At 72.5% G+C, this 21316-nt stretch carries 4 protein-coding genes; all 4 read right to left on the bottom strand.

Annotated elements, in window-relative coordinates:
* Positions 1-39 precede the first annotated feature (39 nt).
* The 4 genes from BKN51_RS07215 to BKN51_RS07200 all read right to left on the bottom strand — a co-directional run bounded on the left by BKN51_RS07215 (position 40) and on the right by BKN51_RS07200 (position 21124).
* Complete coding sequence (locus BKN51_RS07215) at positions 40-4398, bottom strand: type I polyketide synthase (protein ID WP_101606871.1); 4359 nt, start codon at positions 4396-4398, stop codon at positions 40-42.
* A gap of 273 nt (positions 4399-4671) precedes the next feature.
* On the bottom strand, positions 4672-14493 hold the full coding sequence (locus BKN51_RS07210; RefSeq protein WP_101606870.1) for a type I polyketide synthase: 9822 nt from the start codon (positions 14491-14493) through the stop codon (positions 4672-4674).
* Positions 14494-14507: 14 nt separating this feature from the next.
* A complete protein-coding gene (locus tag BKN51_RS07205; RefSeq protein WP_101606869.1) occupies positions 14508-14729 on the bottom strand; it encodes a hypothetical protein in 222 nt (73 codons plus the stop codon).
* Positions 14729-21124, bottom strand: coding sequence for a type I polyketide synthase (locus tag BKN51_RS07200; protein ID WP_101606868.1), 6396 nt, complete (start codon positions 21122-21124; stop codon positions 14729-14731). The genes BKN51_RS07205 and BKN51_RS07200 overlap by 1 nt, the downstream gene beginning before the upstream one ends.
* Positions 21125-21316: the final 192 nt, after the last annotated feature.

Below are 21316 nucleotides of genomic sequence, written 5' to 3'. Positions count from 1 at the left end.
GTGTCCCCACTCATCGGTCGAGGTCGCGTGCACTCGGGCTCAAGCACCGAGTTGCTGGTCAATGAAGGCGAAGAGTTCGTCGTCCGAAGACGGCGTGAAGCCGGGCCCGTCCAGGCGCTCGGCGAGCTTCCGCAGCCGATCGCCCGCCCTGGCGTGCTCGTCGCCGCCGGGATCGAGGCGGCCCAGCGCGGCTTCCAGCCCGTCGAGCAGGTCGTCGACGTCAGCGGTGTCAGCACTGTCGGCGCCGTCCGCCGCGGCGAGTTCGTGCCAGAGGTAGGCGGCGAGGGCCTGCGGGGTCGGATGGTCGAAGACGAGCGTCGCGGGCACGGCGAGGCCGGTCGCGGCGTCGAGGCGGTTGCGCAGTTCGACCGCGGTGAGCGAGTCGAACCCGAGTTCGGTGAACGCGCGGTCCGGTCCGATCGCCGACGTGTCCGGATGGCCGAGCACGCGGGCCACGGTCTCGCGGGCGACCTTCAGCAGCAGCCGTCGCTGTTCGGGCTCGATCAGCCCGGCCAACTGGGACCGCAGATCCGCCACCGGCGCTTCGGCCGCCGCGGTTTCCGGCCGGGGAAGTTCGGCGAGCATCGGAGCGGTACGGAAGTCCTCGAAGAACGACGGCCAGTCGAAGTCCGCGACGGTGACACAGGTGTCGTCCGCGGCGATCGCCCGGACGAACTCCTCCGCCGCGGCCTCCGGCGTCATCGGGCGCAAACCCTTGCGACGGACGGCTTCGTCGACGTCCTCGGCCATCCCGCCCTCGGCCCACGGGCCCCAGGCGATCGACAGCGCCTTGACGCCCTCGGCCCGCCACTGGGCCGCGAGCGCGTCGAGTTCCGCGTTCGCGGCGGCGTAAGCGGCCTGGCCCCCGTTGCCGAGCACCCCGGCGACCGAGGAGAACAGCACCAGCGCGTCGAGGTCTTCCGTGAGTTCGCGCAGGTTCCGCGCGCCGGTCACCTTGGGCCGGGCGACGGCTTCGAACCGCTCCGGGGTCGCGTCGTCGAGCAGGGCGTCGTCGAGGACACCGGCGGTGTGCACGACCACGCGCAGGTCCTCCAGTCCGGTGACCACTGTGGACAGTGCGTCGCGGTCGGCGGCGTCGCAGGCATGGATGCCGACGCGGGCGCCGAGACCTTCCAGCCGTTCGCGCAGTTCCGCCGCGCCCGGCGCGTCCTCGCCACGGCGCGAAAGGAGCACGACGTGATCCGTCCCGGCGCGGATCAGCCGTTCGGCCACGAGCGCGCCCAGCGCCCCGGTACCGCCGGTGACCAGCGCGGTGCCGGAAGTCGTCCATTCCTTGGCCGGCACCGGAGCGGCGGGGACGAACCGGCGGGCGAAGATCCCGTCTTCCCGGATGGCGACCTCGTCTTCCGGACCGCCGAGCACTTCGCGCAGCCGGGCTACCACGCCGTCGTCCGGCTGATCGGGCAGCGTCACGGAGCCGCCCCAGCGGCGGGGCTGTTCGATCGCCGCCACCCTCGCGACGGCGGCGACGCCGGGATCGCCGGTGGCGCACCAGACCTTCGCCGGGGTGTCCCGCAGGAGCGCGGCGAGCGCGGCGCCGTCCTCCGGGAAGGCGAGGACCGGCCCGGTGTCGGGCACTTCCGTGACCAGGGGTGCGTCGAGCGCCTTCGCGGCGGCTTCGGCCCAAGCGCTGGATTCGGGGGCATAGACGGTCCACGCTTCCGACGTCTGCACTGGTTCGATCGGGCGCCACACGACCTCGTAACGCCGGGCCGGGGGCGTGCTCCGATCGGCGGCGGCGAGCCAGAAGCGGTCGCGCCGGAAGGGATACGTCGGCAAGTCGACACGGGTGCCGCCGCCGAGGATCCCGGCCCAGTCGAGCCGGACCCCGGCGGTGAACAACCTCGCTCGCGCCAGGTCGGCGGCGGCCGCCTCGTCGCGGTCTTTCCGTTGCGTGGCGATGAAAGTGCCGTCGCTGACGCAGTCCGCGCCGAGCGCGGTCAGCGAAGCGTCCGGGCCGATCTCGACGAAACGCCGGACGCCGCGCGCGTGCAGGGTCGCGATGCCCTCGGCGAAACGGACGGGCTCGCGCACCTGCCGTACCCAGTACTCCGGGTCGCGAACGTCCCCGGAGGCGAGCGGGATCCGGGGTTCGGCATACGTCACGCTCTCGGCGACCTCGCGGAAGTCGTCGAGCATCCCGTCCATCATCGCGGAGTGGAAGGCGTGGCTGACCGAAAGCCGTTTGGTGCGGCGGCCCGGGAAGGCTTCGAGCAGGGCGGTGACCGCGGCTTCCTCGCCGGAGAGCACGACGGACGACGGACCGTTGATCGCGGCGATGCTGACGCCGGCGGGCAGGTCCAGTTCGGCTTCGGTGGCCTGCAGCGCGACCATCACCCCGCAGGAAGGCTGGGCCTGCATCAATCGGCCGCGTGCGGCGACCAGCCGGGCGGTGTCGTCGAGCGACCACACGCCGGCGAGGTACGCGGCGGTGAGTTCGCCGATCGAATGTCCGAGCAGGAAGTCGGGTTCGACGCCCCAGGAGCGCACCAGCTCGGCCATCGCGACCTCGAAGGCGAACAACGCGGGCTGCGCCACGTCGGTCCGGTCGATCCTCGTCTGGTCTTCGCAGGACAGGATTTCGGCGAGTGTGAAGCCGGTGTGCGCGTCGAGCCGTTTCGCGACGCGGGCGAAAGCCTCACCGAAGGCGGGGAACGCCGAGGAAAGCGCGGTGCCCATCGCGAGCCGCTGCGCGCCTTGCCCGGTGCACAGGAACGCCAGTTTGCCGCTGCCCGCGCGGCCGGTGACGACGCCGGGCGCGGACTCGCCGCGGGCCAAGGCGCCGAGTCCGGCGAGGAGTTCTTCTTCATCGGCACCGGTGACGACCGCGCGGTACGGCAGCGCGGCCCTTCCGGTGGCCAGCGACCAAGCGAGGTCGGCGGGGTCTCCCCCGGTCTGGCGCAGCCGGTCCGCCAGCTCGGGCAGCGTGGCCTCGGACCGCGCGGACAGCACCCACGGGACCCGGGCTCGCGGGAGGTACTCGACCGCGGGCGCCGGTTCCGGGGCCTGGCGGAGGATGACGTGCGAATTGGTGCCGCTGATCCCGAACGACGACACGGCGGCCGCGCGCGGGCGGCCGGTCTCGGGCCAGGGCCGGTGCTCGGTGAGGAGTTCGACCGCACCGGAATCCCAGGCGACGTGCGGGGACGGCGCGTCGGCGTGCAGCGTGCGCGGCAGTTCGCCGCGGCGCAGCGCCTCGACCATCTTGATGATCCCGGCGACCCCCGCCGCGGCCTGCGTGTGACCGAGGTTCGACTTGACCGAACCGAGGTACAGCGGGACCTCGCGGTCGCGGCCGTAGGTGGCGAGCAGGGTGTCGGCCTCGATCGGGTCGCCGAGTTTCGTGCCCGTGCCGTGCGCTTCGACGACGTCGATGTCCGAAGTGGACAGACCGGCGCCTGCCAGCGCGGCGCGGATCACGCGTTGCTGCGATGGGCCGTTCGGCGCGGTGAGGCCGTTGGACGCGCCGTCGGAGTTGACCGCGGAGCCTTGGACGACGGCGAGCACCCGGTGGCCGTTCCGGACGGCGTCGGACAGCTTCTCCAGCACCAGAACCCCGGCGCCCTCACCCCAGCCGGTGCCGTCGGCGCCCGCGCCGAACGACTTGCAGCGGCCGTCCGGGGCGAGCCCGCGCTGACGGGAGAATTCGACGAAGGTGTCCGGGACGGCCATCACGGTCGCGCCACCGGCCAGGGCGAGCGAGCACTCCCCCGCCCGCAGCGCCTGCGCGGCGAGGTGCACGGCCACCAGCGACGACGAGCAGGCCGTGTCGACCGAAACGGCCGGGCCTTCGAAGCCGAAGGTGTACGCGACACGACCGGAAAGCACGCTGCCCGCCGTGCCGGTACCGAGGAAGCCTTCGACGCCCTCGGGCAACTCGGTGACGCCGGTTCCGTAGTCGTGGTACATGATCCCGGCGAACACACCGGTCGCGCTGCCCTTCAGCGCCGAGGCGTCGAGCCCGGCGCGCTCGATCGCTTCCCAGCTGATCTGGAGCAGGAGCCGCTGCTGCGGATCCATCGCGAGCGCTTCACGCGGCGAGATGCCGAAGAACTCGGGGTCGAATTCGGCGGCCTCGTGGAGGAATCCCCCTTCCCGCGCGTAGGACGTGCCGGGATGGTCGGGATCGGGGTGGAACAGCTCGGCGAGGTTCCAGCCGCGATCGGCAGGGAACTCCGAGACCGCGTCGCGGCCGTCGGCCACCAGCTCCCACAGCGCTTCGGGCGAATCGGCCCCACCGGGGTAGCGGCATCCCATGCCGATGATCGCGACCGGTTCCCGCGCCGCTTCGGCGAGTTCGCGGTTGCGCGCGGCCAGCCTGCTGTTCTCCTTGACCGATTCCCGCAGCGCGGTCACCAGCTCTTCGGGTGTCGCCATCAGATTCTCCGGACCGGACGAGACGGGCGCAGCTCGGGCATGGCCTCATCCTGGGCGCGGGCACCGCTCCCCCCGCGCGCTCTTTGCCACCCCGGCCCCATTCCCCGGTAACCGAAGACCCACCCCCCAAGTACGTGAAGGCCCCCTTCACTGCGCTAGACGCAACGAAGGGGGCCTTCACGTACTGGGGGCGGCGGGGGCTGAAGGACGCTTTCCCCGCATCTCACGTGGGGAAAGCGCCCTTCACCGCGTCCGATGCGGGGAAAGGCCCCTTCAGCTCTGACCGGACGAAGACATCGCGCGGCTGATCAGGTCGCCCACGTCCAGGTCGTCGATGGCGTCGGCCGACACCGCGGGTGTGTCCGCAGGCAACTCGTCGGCCAGTTGCACCAACGCCTCCAGCACGCCCAGCTCACGGAGCCTGTCGAGCGACGCGCCCGCCAGGGCCCGGCGCAGACGTGCCTCGTCCGGCACCGCGACTTCGGGGAACAGCAGGGTGCCGAGGTGGACCGCGAGCGCCGCCGGGGTCGGGTGGTCGAACACCACCGTCGCCCCCAGCGGACGGCCTGCCGCGGCCGCGAGGCGGTTGCGCAGCTCGACCGACGTCAGCGAGTCGAACCCGAGGTCGGTGAACGCGTGCTCCGGATCCACCTCGCCCGCCGTGGCGAAGCCGAGTACCTGCGCGGTCTGCGTCCGGACCAGGTCTTCCAGTGCGTCCGGCGTCAGCGGACCGGCGTCAGCGACCGGGGAGGCCGTCCGCCGCACGGGGAGCCGGACGAGTCCGGTGAGCAGCGCGGGCAGCACTCCCGCCCGGGCCTGGTCGCGCAGCCCGGCCAGGTCGAGTTTGACGGGGACGGCCACCGGACCGGGAGCGAGATCGAACAGGACCGCGCCCTCCTCCGGGCTCAGGGCGCCGAAGCCGTCGCGCCGCATCCTGTCGATCAGCGCCTCGTCGAGAACGCCGCCCATCCCCTCCGCGGCCCACATCCCGTAGGCGAGCGACCGCGCGGGCAGGCCGTCGGCGTGCCGCTGCTCGGCCAGCGCGTCCAGGTAGGCGTTGGCCGCGGCGTAGTTGCCCTGTCCCGGCCCGCCGAGCACGCCGGACACCGACGAGACGAGCACGAACTCGGTCAGCGGCCGGTCGATAGTCAGTTCGTGCAGGTGGCGGGCACCGTCGGCCTTCGGGCCGAGCACGCGGTCCAGGCGTTCGGCGGTCAGCGCGGTGACGACACCGTCGTCGAGCACGCCGGCCGCGTGCACGATCCCCGACAGGCCGGGGATTCCGTCGAGCAGGGCGGCCACGGCGTCACGATCGGCGACGTCGCACGCTTCGACGCGCACCTCGGCTCCCAGTTCGCCCAGCCGGTCGGCCAGTTCTCGAGCGCCGGGGGCGGCGAGGCCGCGACGGCTGGTGAGGACCAGGCGTTCGACGCCGTGCCCGGTGACGAGCCGTTCGGCGAGTTTGGCCCCGACGCCTCCGGTGCCGCCGGTGATCAGCACCGTGCCCGCGGACTCCCAGTCCGGTTTGGGGCCGGGCTCGGCCCGGACCAGACGCGGTACCTCGGCCCGGCCGTCGCGCACCCGGACCCGGGGTTCCCCGGTCGCGAGTGCGATGTCCACATCGGACACTTCGCCGTCGAGGATGACGAACCTGCCGGGGTTTTCCGCCTGAGCGGATCGCACCAGCCCAGCGGCGGCCGCGTCGTCGAGCCCGGGTCCGGTGACCACGACCAGCCGTGAGCCGGAGAACCGGGGTTCGGCGAGGAAGCTTTGCAGGGCAGCGAGGACGGCGTGGATTCCCTCCGGGGGAACCGGCAGGACGACCACCGGTGGAACCGGTTCGGTCACCTCGTCCCACCGCGCCCACGGCACCGGCGTGGTCACCGGTGCCTCGGCCGCGATGTGCTCGACGCGGAACAGCGACCGGTCTTCCCCCGCCCGCAGTTGCTCACCGGTGACCGCGCGGACGACCAGCGAGCCGACCGACAGCACCGGCGCTCCGGCGAGATCGGTCAGGTCGACGGCGACCTCACCGGGCCCGATGAACCGCAGCCGCGCACGGACCGTTGTGGCGCCCGTCGCGTACAGGCTGACGTCGCTCCAGCTGAACGGCAGCGCGCCCGACTCCTCGCCCTCGCCGAGGAACATGCCGTGCAGGGCGGCGTCGAACAGCGCGGGATGGATACCGAAGCGGGCCGCGTCCTCCTGCGCCTCCTCCGGCAGGGAGATCTCGGCGTAGCGATCCTCACCGTGCCGCCAGGCCGCCCGCAAGCCCTGGAAGAGCGGGCTGTAGGCGAACCCTCGGTCGGCGAGGTCGTCGTAGAAGGAACCGAGGTCGATCGGCTCGAGACCGTCCGGCCACGTGAATCCCTTGGCGGGCGGTTCCGCCTCGGCCAGCAGGCCGAGCGCGTTGAGTTCCCACTCCTCGCCGGGGATCCGCGAGTGCACGGTCACCGCCGCCGCGCCGCTGACCGCGACCTGCAGTTCGATCGGCCCGCTCTCGGGAATCACGACGGGCGCGTGCAGGGTCAGTTCCACCAGGCGCGGCCGCCCGGCCTCGTCACCCGCACGGACGGCGAGTTCGGCGAGCGCCGCCCCCGGCAGCAGGACCGTGTCGTGCACGGTGTGCCCGGCGAGCCAGGGGTGGGTCGCGAGCGAAAGCCGTCCGGTGAGGACGGTGCCGTCGCCCTCCGCGAGCGAGAGCCCGGCGGCGAGCAGCGGATGTCCCGGTGAGTCCAGCCCGGCCGAGGTGAGGTCCGCGACGGGCGCGGGTTCGAGCCAGAAATGCTTGCGCTGGAAGGGATAGGTCGGCAGATCAAGGGCACGCGCGCCGGGCAGGACGCCGTCCCAGTCGACACGGACACCCTGGACGTGCAGCGTGGCGAGTGCGGTCATCGCCGTGACGGCCTCGTCCCGGCCCTTGCGGAGCAACGGAATCCCGTCGGTGAGCGCCGAGAGCACCGCGTCGGGGCCGACTTCGAGGAACTTCGTGACCCCGTCGGCGCGGAGTGTCTCGACAGCCTCGGCGAAGCGCACGGTCTCGCGCACGTGCGACACCCAGTACTCCGGGTCGGTCACGGGCGACACGAGCGGGATACGCGGCTCCGAGAACGTCAGCTCCCGCACCACCTCGGCGAAGTCGTCCAGCATCGGTTCCATCAGCACCGAATGGAACGCGTGCGAAACGTCCAGCCGCTTGGTCTTCCGGCCGCTGAACCGGGCCGCGAAAGCGAGCGTCGGCTCCTCCGCACCCGAAAGCACCAAGGACGTCGGGCCGTTCACCGCGGCCAGCGAAACACCGTCCGGCAGTTCCCCGAGTTCGTCCTCGGCCGCTTGCACGGCCACCATCACCCCGCCCTCGGGCAGGGCCTGCATCAACCTGCCGCGCGCCGTGACGAGCTTCGCCGCGTCCTCCAGCGAGAACACCCCGGCGACATGAGCCGCCGCGATCTCACCGATCGAATGCCCCGCCAGGTAGTCGGGCCGCACCCCCCACGACTCCACCAGGCGGAACAAAGCCACTTCCAGCGCGAAGATCGCGGGCTGCGCGAACTCCGTCCTCGAGAGGTCGCCGAACTCCGGCAACAGTGCGCACACCTCGTCGTAAGCCGCCGCGAACACCGGGAACGCCGCGTACAGCTCGGTTCCCATGCCGGGACGTTGCGAACCCTGGCCGGTGAACAGGAAGGCGAGCTTGCCCTGTTTGACCTTGCCGGTGATGCCGCCACCTTCGGCGATGGCTTCGAGCCCGGCACGCAAACCGTCCGCGTCCGCCCCGACGACCGCGGCCCGGCGTTCGTGCGCGGTCCGCGTCGTGGCCAGCGAATAAGCGACGTCAAGCGAGTCTGCGGAGTCCACAAGGGACAGCAAGGCTTGCGCTCGCTCGGCCAGAGCCTGGTCGGTTTTCGCCGAAAGCACCCACGGCACGACACCGTGCGAGGCGGGCTCGGCGGGCTTCTCGGCCGAGACCTGTTCCAGGACGACGTGCGCGTTGGTCCCGCTGATCCCGAAGGACGACACCCCGGCGCGCCGGGGCCTGCCGGTTCCGGGCCACTCGCGCGGCTCGGTGAGCAGTTCCACCGCCCCGGCGTCCCAGTCGACCTCGGCCGACAACTCCGCCGCGTGCAGGCTGCGCGGCAGCACACCCCGCCGCATCGCCTCGACCATCTTGATGATCCCGGCGACCCCGGCCGCGGCCTGCGTGTGACCGAGGTTCGACTTGACCGAACCGAACCACAGCGGCTCGTCCCGTTCGGCGCCGTAGGTCGCGATGAGCGCCTGTGCCTCGATGGGGTCGCCCAGCCTCGTACCGGTGCCGTGTGCCTCGACCGCGTCGATGTCCGAAGTGGACAGACCGGCGTCGGCGAGCGCCGCGCGGATCACGCGCTGCTGCGAAGGACCGTTCGGCGCGGTGAGACCGTTGGACGCGCCGTCCTGGTTGACCGCCGAACCGCGGACCACGGCCAGGACCGGATGCCCGTTGCGGCGGGCGTCCGAAAGCCGCTCCAGCACGAGGACGCCGGCGCCTTCCGACCAGCCGGTGCCGTCGGCGTCCTGCGAGAAGGACTTGCAGCGGCCGTCCGGGGAAAGTCCGCGCTGGCGGGAGAAGTCGAGGAACGTCTCCGGCGTCGCCATCACGGTGACCCCGCCGGCGAGCGCCATGTCGCACTCTCCCGCCCGCAGCGACCGGGCGGCCAGGTGCAGGGCGACCAGCGACGACGAACACGCCGTGTCGACCGACACCGCCGGGCCCTCCAGCCCGAGGGTGTAGGCGATCCGCCCGGACAGCACGCTGGCCGAGGTGCCGGTCCCGAGGAACCCGGCGACACTGTCGGGGACGCTGGCCAGTTTCGCGGCGTAGTCGTAGTACATGATCCCGGCGAACACACCGGTGGCGCTGCCCTTCAGTGAGGCCGGGTCGAGCCGGGCGCGTTCGAAGGCCTCCCAGCTGATCTCGAGCAGGAGACGCTGCTGCGGGTCCATCGCGAGGGCTTCGCGGGGCGCGATCCCGAAGAACTCGGGGTCGAATTCGCCCGCGTCGTGCAGGAATCCGCCGTGCCGCGTATAGGTCTTGCCGGGCAGGCCGGGTTCGGGATCGTAAATGCCGTCGACGTCCCAGCCGCGGCGGCCGGGGAACGGCGAGATCGCGTCGGTCCCCGCGGCCACGAGGTCCCAGAGATCCTCGGGCGACCGGACGCCGCCGGGGTAACGGCAGCTCATCGCGACGATCGCGATCGGCTCGTCGGCGGCGCCACGCCGGGTCACCACCGGGCGGACCGGTTCCGGGGCGCCGAGCAGTTCGGTGCCGAGGAACGCGGCCACCGCGGCCGGGCTCGGGTGGTCGAAGACGAGGGTCGCGGGCAGCCGCAGGCCGGTCTCGGAGGTGAGCTCGTTGCGCAGTTCGACGGCGGTCAGGGAGTCGAAACCCAGTTCGGTGAACGGTCGCGACGCCTCCACCGTGTCCGCGCCCGCCCTGCCGAGGACGGCCGCGACGCGGGCCCGCACCAGGTCCACCAGCAAGGCTTCACGGTCGCCCTCGGGCAGCCCGGCGAGCCGTCCGGCCAGTCCGGTGTCGGTGCGGCGGGCGGCTTCGCGGCGAGTGCGGACGCGGACCAGCCCGCGCAGCAGGGGCGGTACCCCGGCGTTCCGCACGGTCGCGAGGTCGAGCCGCACCGGGACGAGGACGGCGCCGCCGTCGGCCACCGCGGCGTCGAACAGCGCGAGGCCCTCTTCCTGTTCGAGGGCGCCGAAGCCGTCCCGGCCGATCCGGTCCCGGTCGGTGCCGCTCAGCGCGGCACCCATGCCGTCCCGCCACAGGCCCCAGGCGAGCGATTGAGCGGGCTTCCCGTCGGCCCGGCGCTGCCTTGCGAGCGCGTCCAGGGCGGCGTTCGCGGCCGAGTAGGCCGCCTGCCCCGGCGAGCCGAACACCCCGGCGATCGACGAGAACAGCACGAAGAAATCGAGGTCGCCGGCGAGTTCGTCGAGGACGTGCGCGGCGGTGGCCTTCGCCCGGAACACCGCGGCGACCCGCTCGGGAGTGAGCGAAGTGAGGACGCCGTCGTCGAGGACCCCCGCCGCGTGGACGATCCCGGTGACCGGCGGTTCGGCCCGGTCCAGCAGGTCGCGCACCTGATCGCGATCGGCGACGTCGCAGGCCTCGATCCGGGCCCCGAGTTCCTCGGCGAGTTCCTTCGCGCCGGGCGCCGCCTCACCGCGGCGGCTGACCAGCAGCAGATGCCGGACGCCGTGCTCGGCGACCAGATGCCGGGCGAGACGGGCGCCGAGCCCGCCGGTACCGCCGGTGATCAGGACCGTACCGGAAGTGTCTAATGTGGACTCACCGGCCCCGGCCCTGGCGAGACGTGGCGCGGACAGGACCCCGTCGAGCGCGTGCACTTCGGGTTCGCCGGTGGCGAGCGCGGCGTCGATGTCCGCGCGGGTACCGCGGACCAGGACGATCCGCCCCGGATGCTCGGCCTGCGCGGTCCGGACCAGGCCTTCGACAGCGCCTTCGCGCCCGGTCAGCACCACGAGCGGGCCGGGCTCGTCCGTGGCCAGGAAGTCTTGCAGCGCGGAGAGAGTGGCGTCGAGCGAATCGGCTTCCAGGACCCCGGCGGGCGTGACGTCCGAGGAACCAGCGGGAAGCAGGACGTCTTCGAGACGATAGAGGCCGTCCTGCACCGAACTGGGGGCCGTCACGGCGCGGACGTTCAGCCCGCCGATCGTGGCGACCGGCGCGCCGGTGCCGTCGGCGAGGTCGAACTCGAACGAGCCGTCGGCGCCCGGCCGCGCGTGCACGCGCAGTTCGGTCGCGCCCCGCGCGTGCAGCACGACGTCGCGCCAGGCGAACGGCACCGCTCCCCGGTCTTCGCCGAGGACCGCGGTGGCCTGGAGCGCGGCGTCCAGCAGTGCCGGATGCAGGCCGAACTTCGCCGCCTGATCGGGATCCGGCAGGGCGACCTCGGCGAAGACCTCGCCGCCGCGACGCCAGACCTTGCGCAGGCCGCGGAACATCGGCCCGTAGGCCAGCCCGGCGGCGGCGAGCCGGTCGTAGGCGTCATCGAGGTCCACGGACTCGACGTTCTCCGGCGGCCAGGCCATGTCCACTGTGGACATCGGCGGCGTGCCGAGGAAGCCGGTGGCGTGGGTGGTCCACGGATGCTCCGGCAACCGCGAGTGGATCGACACCGGGCGGCGACCGTGCTCGTCGGCGGCGCCCGCGACGACCTGGACCTCCGGCGTGGCACCGGGTTCGAGGACGAGCGGTTCTTGCAGGATCAGCTCTTCCACGCCCGCGCAGCCCGCTTCGTCACCCGCGCGGACGGCGAGTTCGGCGAACGCGGTGCCGGGCACGAGCACACGGCCCGCGACGACGTGATCGGCCAGCCACGGATGCCGGTCGAGCGAAAGGCGCCCGGTGAGCAGGACGCCGTCGTCAGTGGCCACGGACACCGCCGCGCCGAGGAGCGGATGGTCGGCGGCGGCGAGCCCGGCCGCCGTGACGTCGGCGTCGCTTTCCTGGCCGAGCCAGAAGTACTCGTGCTGGAAGGCGTAGGTCGGCAGTTCGGTGAACCGCCCGCTGCCGTCGAGGTAGGCGGACCAGTCGACGGCGACACCGCGCGTGTGCAGGGCGCCGAGCGCGGTGACCAGCTGCCGGGGTTCGTCGTGACCACGGCGCAGTGCGGGAACTCCGCCGTCGACCAGTGCGCTGAGCACCGCGTCCGGCCCGAGTTCGAGGAACTTCGTGACCCCGGTGGCCGTCAAGCTCTGGACCGCGTCGGAGAACCGCACGGTCTCGCGGACATGGGCGACCCAGTAGGCCGGGTCGGTCACGGGCGACATCATCGCGATACGCGGCTCCGAGAACGTCAGCTCCCGCACCACCGCGGCGAAGTCGTCCAGCATCGGTTCCATCAGCACCGAATGGAACGCGTGCGAAACGTCCAGGCGTTTGGTCTTCCGGCCGCTGAACCGGGCCGCGAAGGCCAGCGTCGGTTCCTCGGCGCCGGACAGCACCACCGACGACGGACCGTTCACCGCGGCCAGCGAAACACCGTCGGGCAGCTCTCCGAGTTCGTCTTCGGACGCCTGCACCGCGACCATGACGCCGCCCTCGGGAAGGGCCTGCATCAACCGGCCGCGCGCGACGACGAGTTTCGCCGCGTCTTCCAGCGACAGCACGCCCGCCACGTGGGCCGCGGCGATCTCACCGATCGAATGCCCCGCCAGGAAATCGGGCCGCACCCCCCACGACTCCACCAACCGGAACAACGCCACTTCCAGCGCGAAGATCGCGGGCTGCGCGAACTCCGTCCTCGAGAGGTCGCCGAACTCCGGCAACAGTGCGCACACCTCGTCGTAAGCCGCCGCGAACACCGGGAACGCCGCGTACAGCTCGGTTCCCATGCCGGGGCGCTGCGAACCCTGACCGGTGAACAGGAAGGCCAGTCCGCCTTCGGTGACCTTGCCGGTGACACCGCCGCCACCGGCCACTTCGGACAGACCCGCCGAGAGGGTCTCCCAGTCCGTGCCCGTGACGACGGCCCGGTACGGCAGCGCCGCCCGGGTGGTCAGCGTGTGGGCGACGTCGATCGGCGCTGTCGTTCCCGCGGCCGACAACAGGCGAGAAGCCTGGGCGGCCAGCGCCGGTTCGGTCGCCGCGGAAAGCAGCAGCGGCACGACGGCGGGCGCGTCCCGCACGGCGGCGGTTTCCGTCGCGGGGGCCTGCTCCAGCACGACGTGCGCATTGGTGCCGCTGATGCCGAACGACGACACCGCCGCAGACCGGGGGTGGCCGGTCTCGGGCCACAGCGTGCTTTCGGTCAGCAGCGAGACCGGTCCGGCGGACCAGTCGACCTCACGGCTGGGTGTGCCGACGTTCAGCGTCGGCGGCAGGACGCCGTGCCGCATCGCCTCGACCATCTTGATGATCCCGGCGACCCCGGCCGCGGCCTGCGCGTGGCCGAAGTTCGACTTGACCGAGCCCAGGAACAGCGGGCGATCGCGGTCGCGGCCGTAGGTGGCCATCAGCGCCTCGGCCTCGATCGGGTCGCCCAGTCTGGTCCCGGTGCCGTGCGCCTCGATCGCGTCGATGTCCGAAGTGGACAGTCGAGCGTCGGCCAGCGCGGCGCGGATCACGCGTTGCTGCGACGGGCCGTTCGGCGCGGTGAGCCCGTTGGACGCGCCGTCGGAGTTCACCGCGGAACCCCGTACTACGGCGAGGATCCGATGACCGTTGCGCTGGGCGTCGGAGAGCTTCTCCAGTACGAGCATCCCGACGCCTTCGGCCCAGGCAGTGCCGTCGGCGTCGTCGGAGAACGACTTGCAGCGCCCGTCCGGGGCCAGGCCGCGCTGACGGGCGAAGTCGACGAAGATCCCCGGCGAGGCCATCAGGTTGACGCCGCCGGCCAGCGCCAGGGTGCACTCCCCCGCGCGCAGGCCGCGCACCGCGGCGTGCACCGCGACCAGGGACGACGAGCACGCCGTGTCGATCGACACCGCCGGGCCCTCCAGTCCGAGCTGGTAGGCGATCCGTCCGGAGTGGACACTGCAGGTGGTGCCGGTGAGCAGGTAGCCATCCACCGTGTCACCCGGATTGTGCAGCCGTGGCCCGTATTCCTGCGCGGAAACACCGACATAGACACCGGTGGGGCTGCCGCGCAGCGCGGCCGGGTCGAGACCGGACCGTTCGACGGCCTCCCAGCCGACCTCCAGCAGCAACCGCTGCTGAGGTTCCATCGCCAGCGCCTCGCGCGGTGAGATCCCGAAGAACTCGGCGTCGAATCCGGCGGCGCCGGGCAGGAAACCGCCGGTGCGCACATAGGTGGTGCCGCGGTGGTCGGGGTCGTCGTCGAACAGGCCGGAGGTGTCCCAGCCGCGATCGGCCGGGAACTCGCCGATGCCCTCGCGGCCGGAATCGACCAGGTCCCACAGCGCGGCGGGCGTGTCGGCCCCGCCGGGGAACCGGCAGGCCATGCCGACGATCGCGACCGGCTCGTGCCGTCCGTCCTCGGCGTCGCGCAGCCGTTCGCGGGTCCGGTGCAGATCCCCGGTCACTCGCTTGAGCAGGTCGAGAAGCTTCTCTTGGTCCGCCATCACACCCTCGCTGGTCAGAAGATCTCGTCGGTGAGGAAGTCGAAGACCTTGTCGACAGCGGCGTCGAAGAGCAGGTCGTCGAACTCGTCGTCCTTGTCTCCGGCCGCGTAGGCCAGCAGCAGCTTCTTCAGCGGCTTGGCGACCTTCTTCCGGTCTTCGGTGTCCAGGTCGCTCAAGCGCTCACTCAGCCGCTCGATGTCGGCGAGCACCTTGGCGACCGCTTTCTTGTCCGCCATCAGGAAATCCCCAGTTCGGTGGCCAGGAAGTCGACGACTTCGTCCGCGGTCGCGTCTTCGAGGCGCCCGCCGACGTCCGTTCCCGGCGTGATGCCGTCGAGCAGGGCCCGCAGCCGTCCGGCGACCGCCGTGCGGCCGTCGTCGTCGACCCCGATCAGGCGCGCCTCGAGCGCGTCGAGTTCGGCCAGCACCGCGTCGGCCGCGCTGAGCGACGGCGGGGCCAGTTCGGTCAGCAGGTGCCCGGCGAGCGTGGCGACGGTCGGATGGTCGAACACCGCGGTGGCCGACAGGCGCAGCCCGGTGACGGTGTTGATCCGGTTGCGCAGTTCCACCGATGTCAGCGAGTCGAACCCGAGGTCCTTGAACGCGCGCGCCGGATCGATCATGCCGCCCGCTTCGTGGCCGAGGACGGCGGCGGCGTTGTGCCGCACCAAATCGATCAGCAGGGCCGAACGTTCTTCGTCCGGCAGTGCCGTGAGCCGCTCGCCGAGGCCGGCGCCACCCGTCGTCGCGGGTCCCGCGACGCGCCGGGTGGCGACCTTCGCGAGGCCACGCAGCACCGGCGCCACCTCGGTGGTCCTGGCGTGGGCGCGCAGCGCGGCCCGGTCCAGTTCGATCGGCAGGACGGCGGTGAACCCGCCGTCGAGAGCGGCGTCGAACAGGGCGAGCCCGGACTCCGCGGTCAGCGGCGGAAGTCCTTCGCGGGCCATGCGGTCGACGTCGTTCTCGGCCAGCCCGCTGCCCATTCCCTCACGCCACAGGCCCCACGCGAGCGAGACGGCGGGCAAGCCTTGTGCGCGGCGTCGAGCGGCCAGCGCGTCCAGGAACGTGTTCGCGGCCGCGTAGGAAGCCTGCCCCGCGGAACCGACGATCCCCGACACCGAGGAGTAGAGCGCGAACAGCGCGAGGTCGTGGCCGCGGGTCAGCTCGTGCAGATACCAGGCCGCGTCCACCTTGGGGCGCAACACTTTCGCGAGCCTTTCGGGGTTCAGCCCGGTGAGCACGCCGTCGTCGAGGACGCCCGCGGTGTGCACGACGCCGGTCAGCTCGACGCCGTCCAGCAGTGCGGCGAGCGCGTCCCGGTCCGCGACGTCGCAGGCGGCGATCCGGACTTCGGCGCCCAGCCCGGTCAGCTCGGCGTCGAGTTCGCCCGCGCCCGGCGCGTCCGGGCCGCGGCGGCTGGTGAGCAGCAGTTTGCGGACTCCGTGCGTGGTCACGAGATGCCGGGCGACGAGCGCCCCGAGTCCGCCGGTACCCCCGGTGACGAGCACCGGCCGGTCCGGATCCAGCGCCCGCGGCACGGTCAGCGCGACCTTGCCGATGTGCCGGGCCTGGCTGACGAACCGGAACGCGTCCGGCGCGTGCCGGACGTCCCAGGTCCGCACCGGCAGCGGGGTGAGCGCGCCCTTGTCGACCAGCGTGAGCAACTCGGCCCAGATCTCGGCGGTGCGCGCCCGGCCCGCTTCGATCAGGTCGAAGGCCCGGTAGGCGACGTTTTCGGGCGCGCGGACGTCGGTCTTGCCCATTTCGAGGAACCGGCCGCCGGCCGCGGTCACGCCGAGGGAGGCGTCGACGAATTCGCCCGCGAGGGAGTTGAGCACGACGTCGACACCGCGTCCGCCGGTGGCCGTCAGGAAGTCGGCGGCGAAATCGAGGGTCCGCGAGGACGCGATGTGGTCGTCAGGCAGCCCGGCGGCGCGCAGGACGTGCTGCTTGCCCTCGCTCGCGGTGCCGAACACCTCCGCCCCCAGGTGCCGTGCGAGCTGGGTCGCGGCCATCCCGACCCCGCCCGCCGCGGAGTGGATCAGGATCGACTCGCCCGCCTTGAGCCCGGCGAGGTCGACGAGAGCGTAGTAGGCGGTCAGGAAGACCAGCGGCACGGTAGCGGCCTGCTCGTCGGTCCAGCCGTCCGGGATCCGGGTCAGGAACGGGCGCTCGCCGACGGCGACCGGGCCGATGCCGCCGTGCACCATGCCCATCACGCGGTCGCCCGGCGCCAGATCGGTCACCGCGGCTCCGGTGGCCAGCACTGTCCCGGCGACCTCGCAGCCCAGCGGCCCGGCCTCACCCGGGTACATGCCCAGAACGTTGAGGACGTCGCGGAAGTTCAGCCCGGCCGCCCGGACGACGATGCGGACGTCGTCCGGTCCGAGGCCCGGCTCGTCGATCGCGGTCAGGGCGAGGTTTTCGACGGTCCCCTCGCCGGATTTGTCGAGCCGCCATGGCCCGGCGGGCGGTAGCAGGACCCCCGCGCCCGCCTCGGCGATCCGCGGGACGAGCGGAACGCCGTCGCGCACCGCGACCTGCGGTTCCCCGGTCGCCACGGCCATCGGCACGTCTTCGAGCGCGGCGTCGACGAGGACGAAGCGGCCCTGATGTTCGGCCTGGGCGCTGCGCACCAGGCCCCAGATCGAGGCGGCCGCCGGATCCGCGGCATCGGGTCCCGCCGCGTGTCGCGTGTGGACGACCAAAGTGGACTCTTCCCGCGTCACCCAGTCCTGGAGCACTTCCAGCACACGGGCGCCGAGCTCGTGCGCCGAGGTGACCGGGTCACCTTCGGACCTCAGCGACAGCACGGTGGGCTTGCCCGGGACGACCTCCGGATACGTCGTGCACGCCACCGGTTCCGCGGCCGCGACCGGCGTCCAGTCCACGGTGAACAGCCCGGCGGGGAGTTCCCGGCCACGCTCGGACGGACGGCGGACGGTCAGCGAGCCGACGCTGAGCACTTCGGCGCCCGACGGATCGACGGCGACCAGCGACACGGTGTCCGCCGCGTGGAAGGTGATCCGCAGCCGCAGCGCTGTCGCACCGCTCGCCCGCAGGCGGACGTCCGACCAGGAGAACGGCAGTCCACCGGCGGACTCCGCCGACTCGCGGAAGAACATCGCGTGCAGCCCGGCGTCCAGCAGGGCCGGGTGGATGCCGAAACCGCCGCCTCCGTCCTCGACGTCGGCGGGAAGCGCGACTTCGGCGTGGACGTCGTCGCCGTCCACCCACACCGCCTGGAGGCCGCGGAACACGCCTTCGTAGCCGAATCCGGGCAGGTCGTCGTAGAAGCCTTCCAGGGAGGGGGATTCTCCCGGCGGTGGCCACGCGACAGCTGTCGGGACGGCACCGGTGTCAGGGACGAGAGTGCCCTTGGCGTGGCTGGTCCACTCCTCGCCGTGCTCCGGTCGCGAGTGGACGGTGACCGCGCGACGGCGGTCGTCGTCCGCGGCGGCCACCACCACCTGCACTTCGACCGGGGCCGCGAGGACGAGCGGCGCGCCCAAGGTCAGCTCCTCCACGCAGCCGCAGCCGGTCTCGGCTCCGGCGTGCAGGGCCAGTTCGAGGAAACCGGTGCCGGGGAACAGGATGTCGTCGCCGACCCGGTGCCCGCTCAGCCACGGCTGCTCGGCCACCGAGAGCCGGGCGGTGAAAACGGTGTCGCCGCCGGGGACCGGGACCACCGCCCCGAGGAGCGGGTGCCCGGCGTCGCGCAGGCCGAGCCCGCGCGCGTCCTTCCCCGGACCGGGGGTGAGCCAGTAGCGCGATCGCTGGAACGGGTAGGTCGGCAGAGCGATCCGGCGCCCGCCCGGGACTAGAGCCGCGAAGTCGACGTCGACCCCGCGTACGTGGGCGGTGCCCAGGGCCGTCAGGATTTCGGGCACCTCGGGCCGGTCACGGCGGAGCAGCGGCCGGGCGACGCCGTCGTCGACCAGCGCCGAGAGCACGCCGTCCGGGCCCAGTTCCAGGTACGTGCCGCAGCCGTTGTCCCGCAGCACGCGCAGCGCGTCGGCGAAGCGGACGGTGGCCTCGACGTGGCGGATCCAGTACTCGGCCGCGTCGTGCCCGCCGATCTCGCCGGTGACCGTCGAGACGATCGGCAGGTTCGCGGGGTGGTACTCGGCGAGCCGCGCGATCCGGGCGAAGTCGTCGAGCATGTCCCGCATCAACGGCGAGTGGAAGGCATGACTGACGTTGAGCCACTTGACCTTGCCGTCGAATCCGGCGATCGCCGCTTCCAGCGTCGCACGCGCGCCGGACAGCACGACGGCTTCCCCGCCGTTGACCGCGGCGATCCCGGCGCTGCTCTCGTATCCGGTCAGCAGCGCGCGGGCCTTTTCTTCCGTGGCACGGAGGGAGACCATCGCGCCGCCCTCGGGCAGCTCGCGCATGAGCCTGCCGCGAGCGGTCACCAGCATCGCCGCGTCGGACAGCGACAGGACGCCCGCGACGTGCGCGGCCGCGAACTCGCCGACCGAATGCCCGCACAGGTAGGCCGGGACGACGCCCCAGGACTCCAGCAGCCGGAACAGGGCGACCTCGACGGCGAACAGCGCGGGCTGCGCGTAGTCGGTGCGGTCCAGCAGCGCCGGGTCCGCCCCGCCGAACACCACGTCCCGCAGCGGAGGATCGAGCTGCAGGTCCACGTGGGCACAGACCTCGTCAAAGGCCTCGGCGTAGACGTCGTAGGTGTCGTAGAGCCCCCGGCCCATCGCGATCCGCTGGGCGCCCTGTCCGGTGAACAGGTAAGCGAGTTCGGCGGGCTCTTGGAGCGGGCCACCGCGCAGCACTCGCTCGTCGAAAGCGGTCAGGGCCTCGGTCAGGCCGGTGGCGTCCGGTGCCAGGACGAAGGCACGTTCGGCCAGCGTCGCCCGGGTCTTGGCGAGCGAGAAGACCAGGTCCGAGGGGTTCGCTTCGACGGCGGCGAGCTGCTTCGCGCGGGCACGCAACGCGTCCGGATCAGCGGCCGAGAACGCGACCGCGATCGGCGACGGCACCTCGGGTGCGGGCGCTTCGGACGCGGCGGGCGCCGGTTCTTCGAGGATCAGATGGGCGTTGGTGCCGGAGATGCCGAACGACGAGACGGCGGCCCGGCGCGGTTCCTCACCGCGGGGCCATTCCACCGGCTCGGCCAGCAGCGAAACCGCGCCTGCGGACCAGTCGACCGCCGGTGTCGGGTCGGCGCCGTGCAGGGTGCGGGGCAGCCGGTCGTGCCGCAGCGCCATGATCATCTTGATCACCCCGGCCGCTCCGGCGGCCGCCTGCGCGTGCCCGATGTTGGCCTTCACCGAACCCAGCCACAGCGGGGTTTCCCGGTCCTTGCCGTAGGTCGAAAGCAGTGCTTGCGCCTCGATCGGGTCGCCGAGGGTGGTCCCCGTGCCGTGCGCCTCGACAGCGTCCACAGTGGACGCGGCGATCCCGGCGTCGGCCAGCGCGGCGCGGATCACCCGTTGCTGGGACGGACCGTTGGGCGCGGTGAGCCCGTTCGACGCGCCGTCGGAGTTGACCGCGCTGCCGCGGATCACCGCGAGCACCGGATGCCCGTGGCGTTCGGCGTCGGAAAGCCTTTCCAGGACGAACATCCCGGCGCCTTCGGCCCACGCCGTACCGTCCGCAGCCGCCGAGAACGGCTTGCAGCGCCCGTCCGGCGCCAGGCCGCGCTGATGCGAGAAGGCCACGAAAGGACCGGGCGTACCGAGCACGGCCACCCCGCCGGCGAGCGCGAGCGTGCATTCACCGTTCCGCAGTGCGCGGACCGCGAGATGGAGGGCGACCAGCGAACCGGAACAGGCGGTGTCGACGGTCAGCGCTGGCCCTTGCAGGCCGAGGGTGTACGCGATCCGGCCGGAGACGACGCTCGGCGCGCTGCCGGTGAGCAGGAGCCCGTCGAGACCTTCGGGCGCGTCCGCCAGGCGGGTGCCGTACTCCTGCGGCTCGGCGCCGACGAACACCCCGGTGCGGCTGCCGGTCAAGGTCCCGGCGTCGATCCCGGCGCGTTCCAGCGCCTCCCACGCCGTCTCCAGCACGAGGCGTTGCTGCGGGTCCATCGCCAGCGCCTCGCGCGGCGAGATGCCGAAGAACCCCGCGTCGAATTCGGCCGCGCCGGGCAGGAAACCGCCGTGGCGCACGTAGGTCTTGCCCGGGGTGCCCGGCCGGGAGTCGTACAGGCCGTCGACGTCCCAGCCGCGGTCGCGGGGGAATTCCGTGACGACGTCCCTTCCTTCGTCCACAAGGGACCAGAGGGCCGCGGGCGAGTCCGCCCCGCCGGGGAAGCGGCAGCCGATGCCGACGATCACGATGGGTTCGCCGGTGGCCGCGCCGCCGTCCGCGGCGTCCTCGGCCTCGGCACCGAAGAGGCGCTCGTCGAGGAAGTCCGCCAGCGCCTCCGGTCCAGGATGGTCGTAGGCGAGGGTCACCGGCAGTTCGAGTCCCGTCCCGGCGCTCAGCCACGCGTGCAGCTTCACCGCCAGCAGCGAATCGAACCCCAGATCGGCGAAGGTGCGGCCGGCCGGGAGCGGCCCGTCCAGCACCGCCGACGTCGCCCGGCGCACCAGGCCCAGCAGCGTGCGGCGCCGCTCGGCGCGCGGCCGGCTCTCCAGCCGTCGCAGGGAATCCAGCTCGGTCATGCGCGCACTCGCCACCTCGGGTCGCCTGGCACAGGGAAGTCGTGCTCCAGCTATCCACAGCGGGCCGGGCGAGCGGGACGGAACTGTTCCACCGCCGGGTAACCGCCCGCCCCTCCACCCGGTTTCCATGCCGTGGGCAAGCGGTGGAAAAGGTATCCGTCGCTCCGGAACGGAATCGTTAACGTGGCTCTC

Source organism: Amycolatopsis sp. BJA-103 (genome assembly GCF_002849735.1).
Lineage (GTDB): Bacteria > Actinomycetota > Actinomycetes > Mycobacteriales > Pseudonocardiaceae > Amycolatopsis.
Note: the sequence above shows the minus strand (reverse complement) of the source record. Positions and strands in the feature narration are given on the sequence as shown.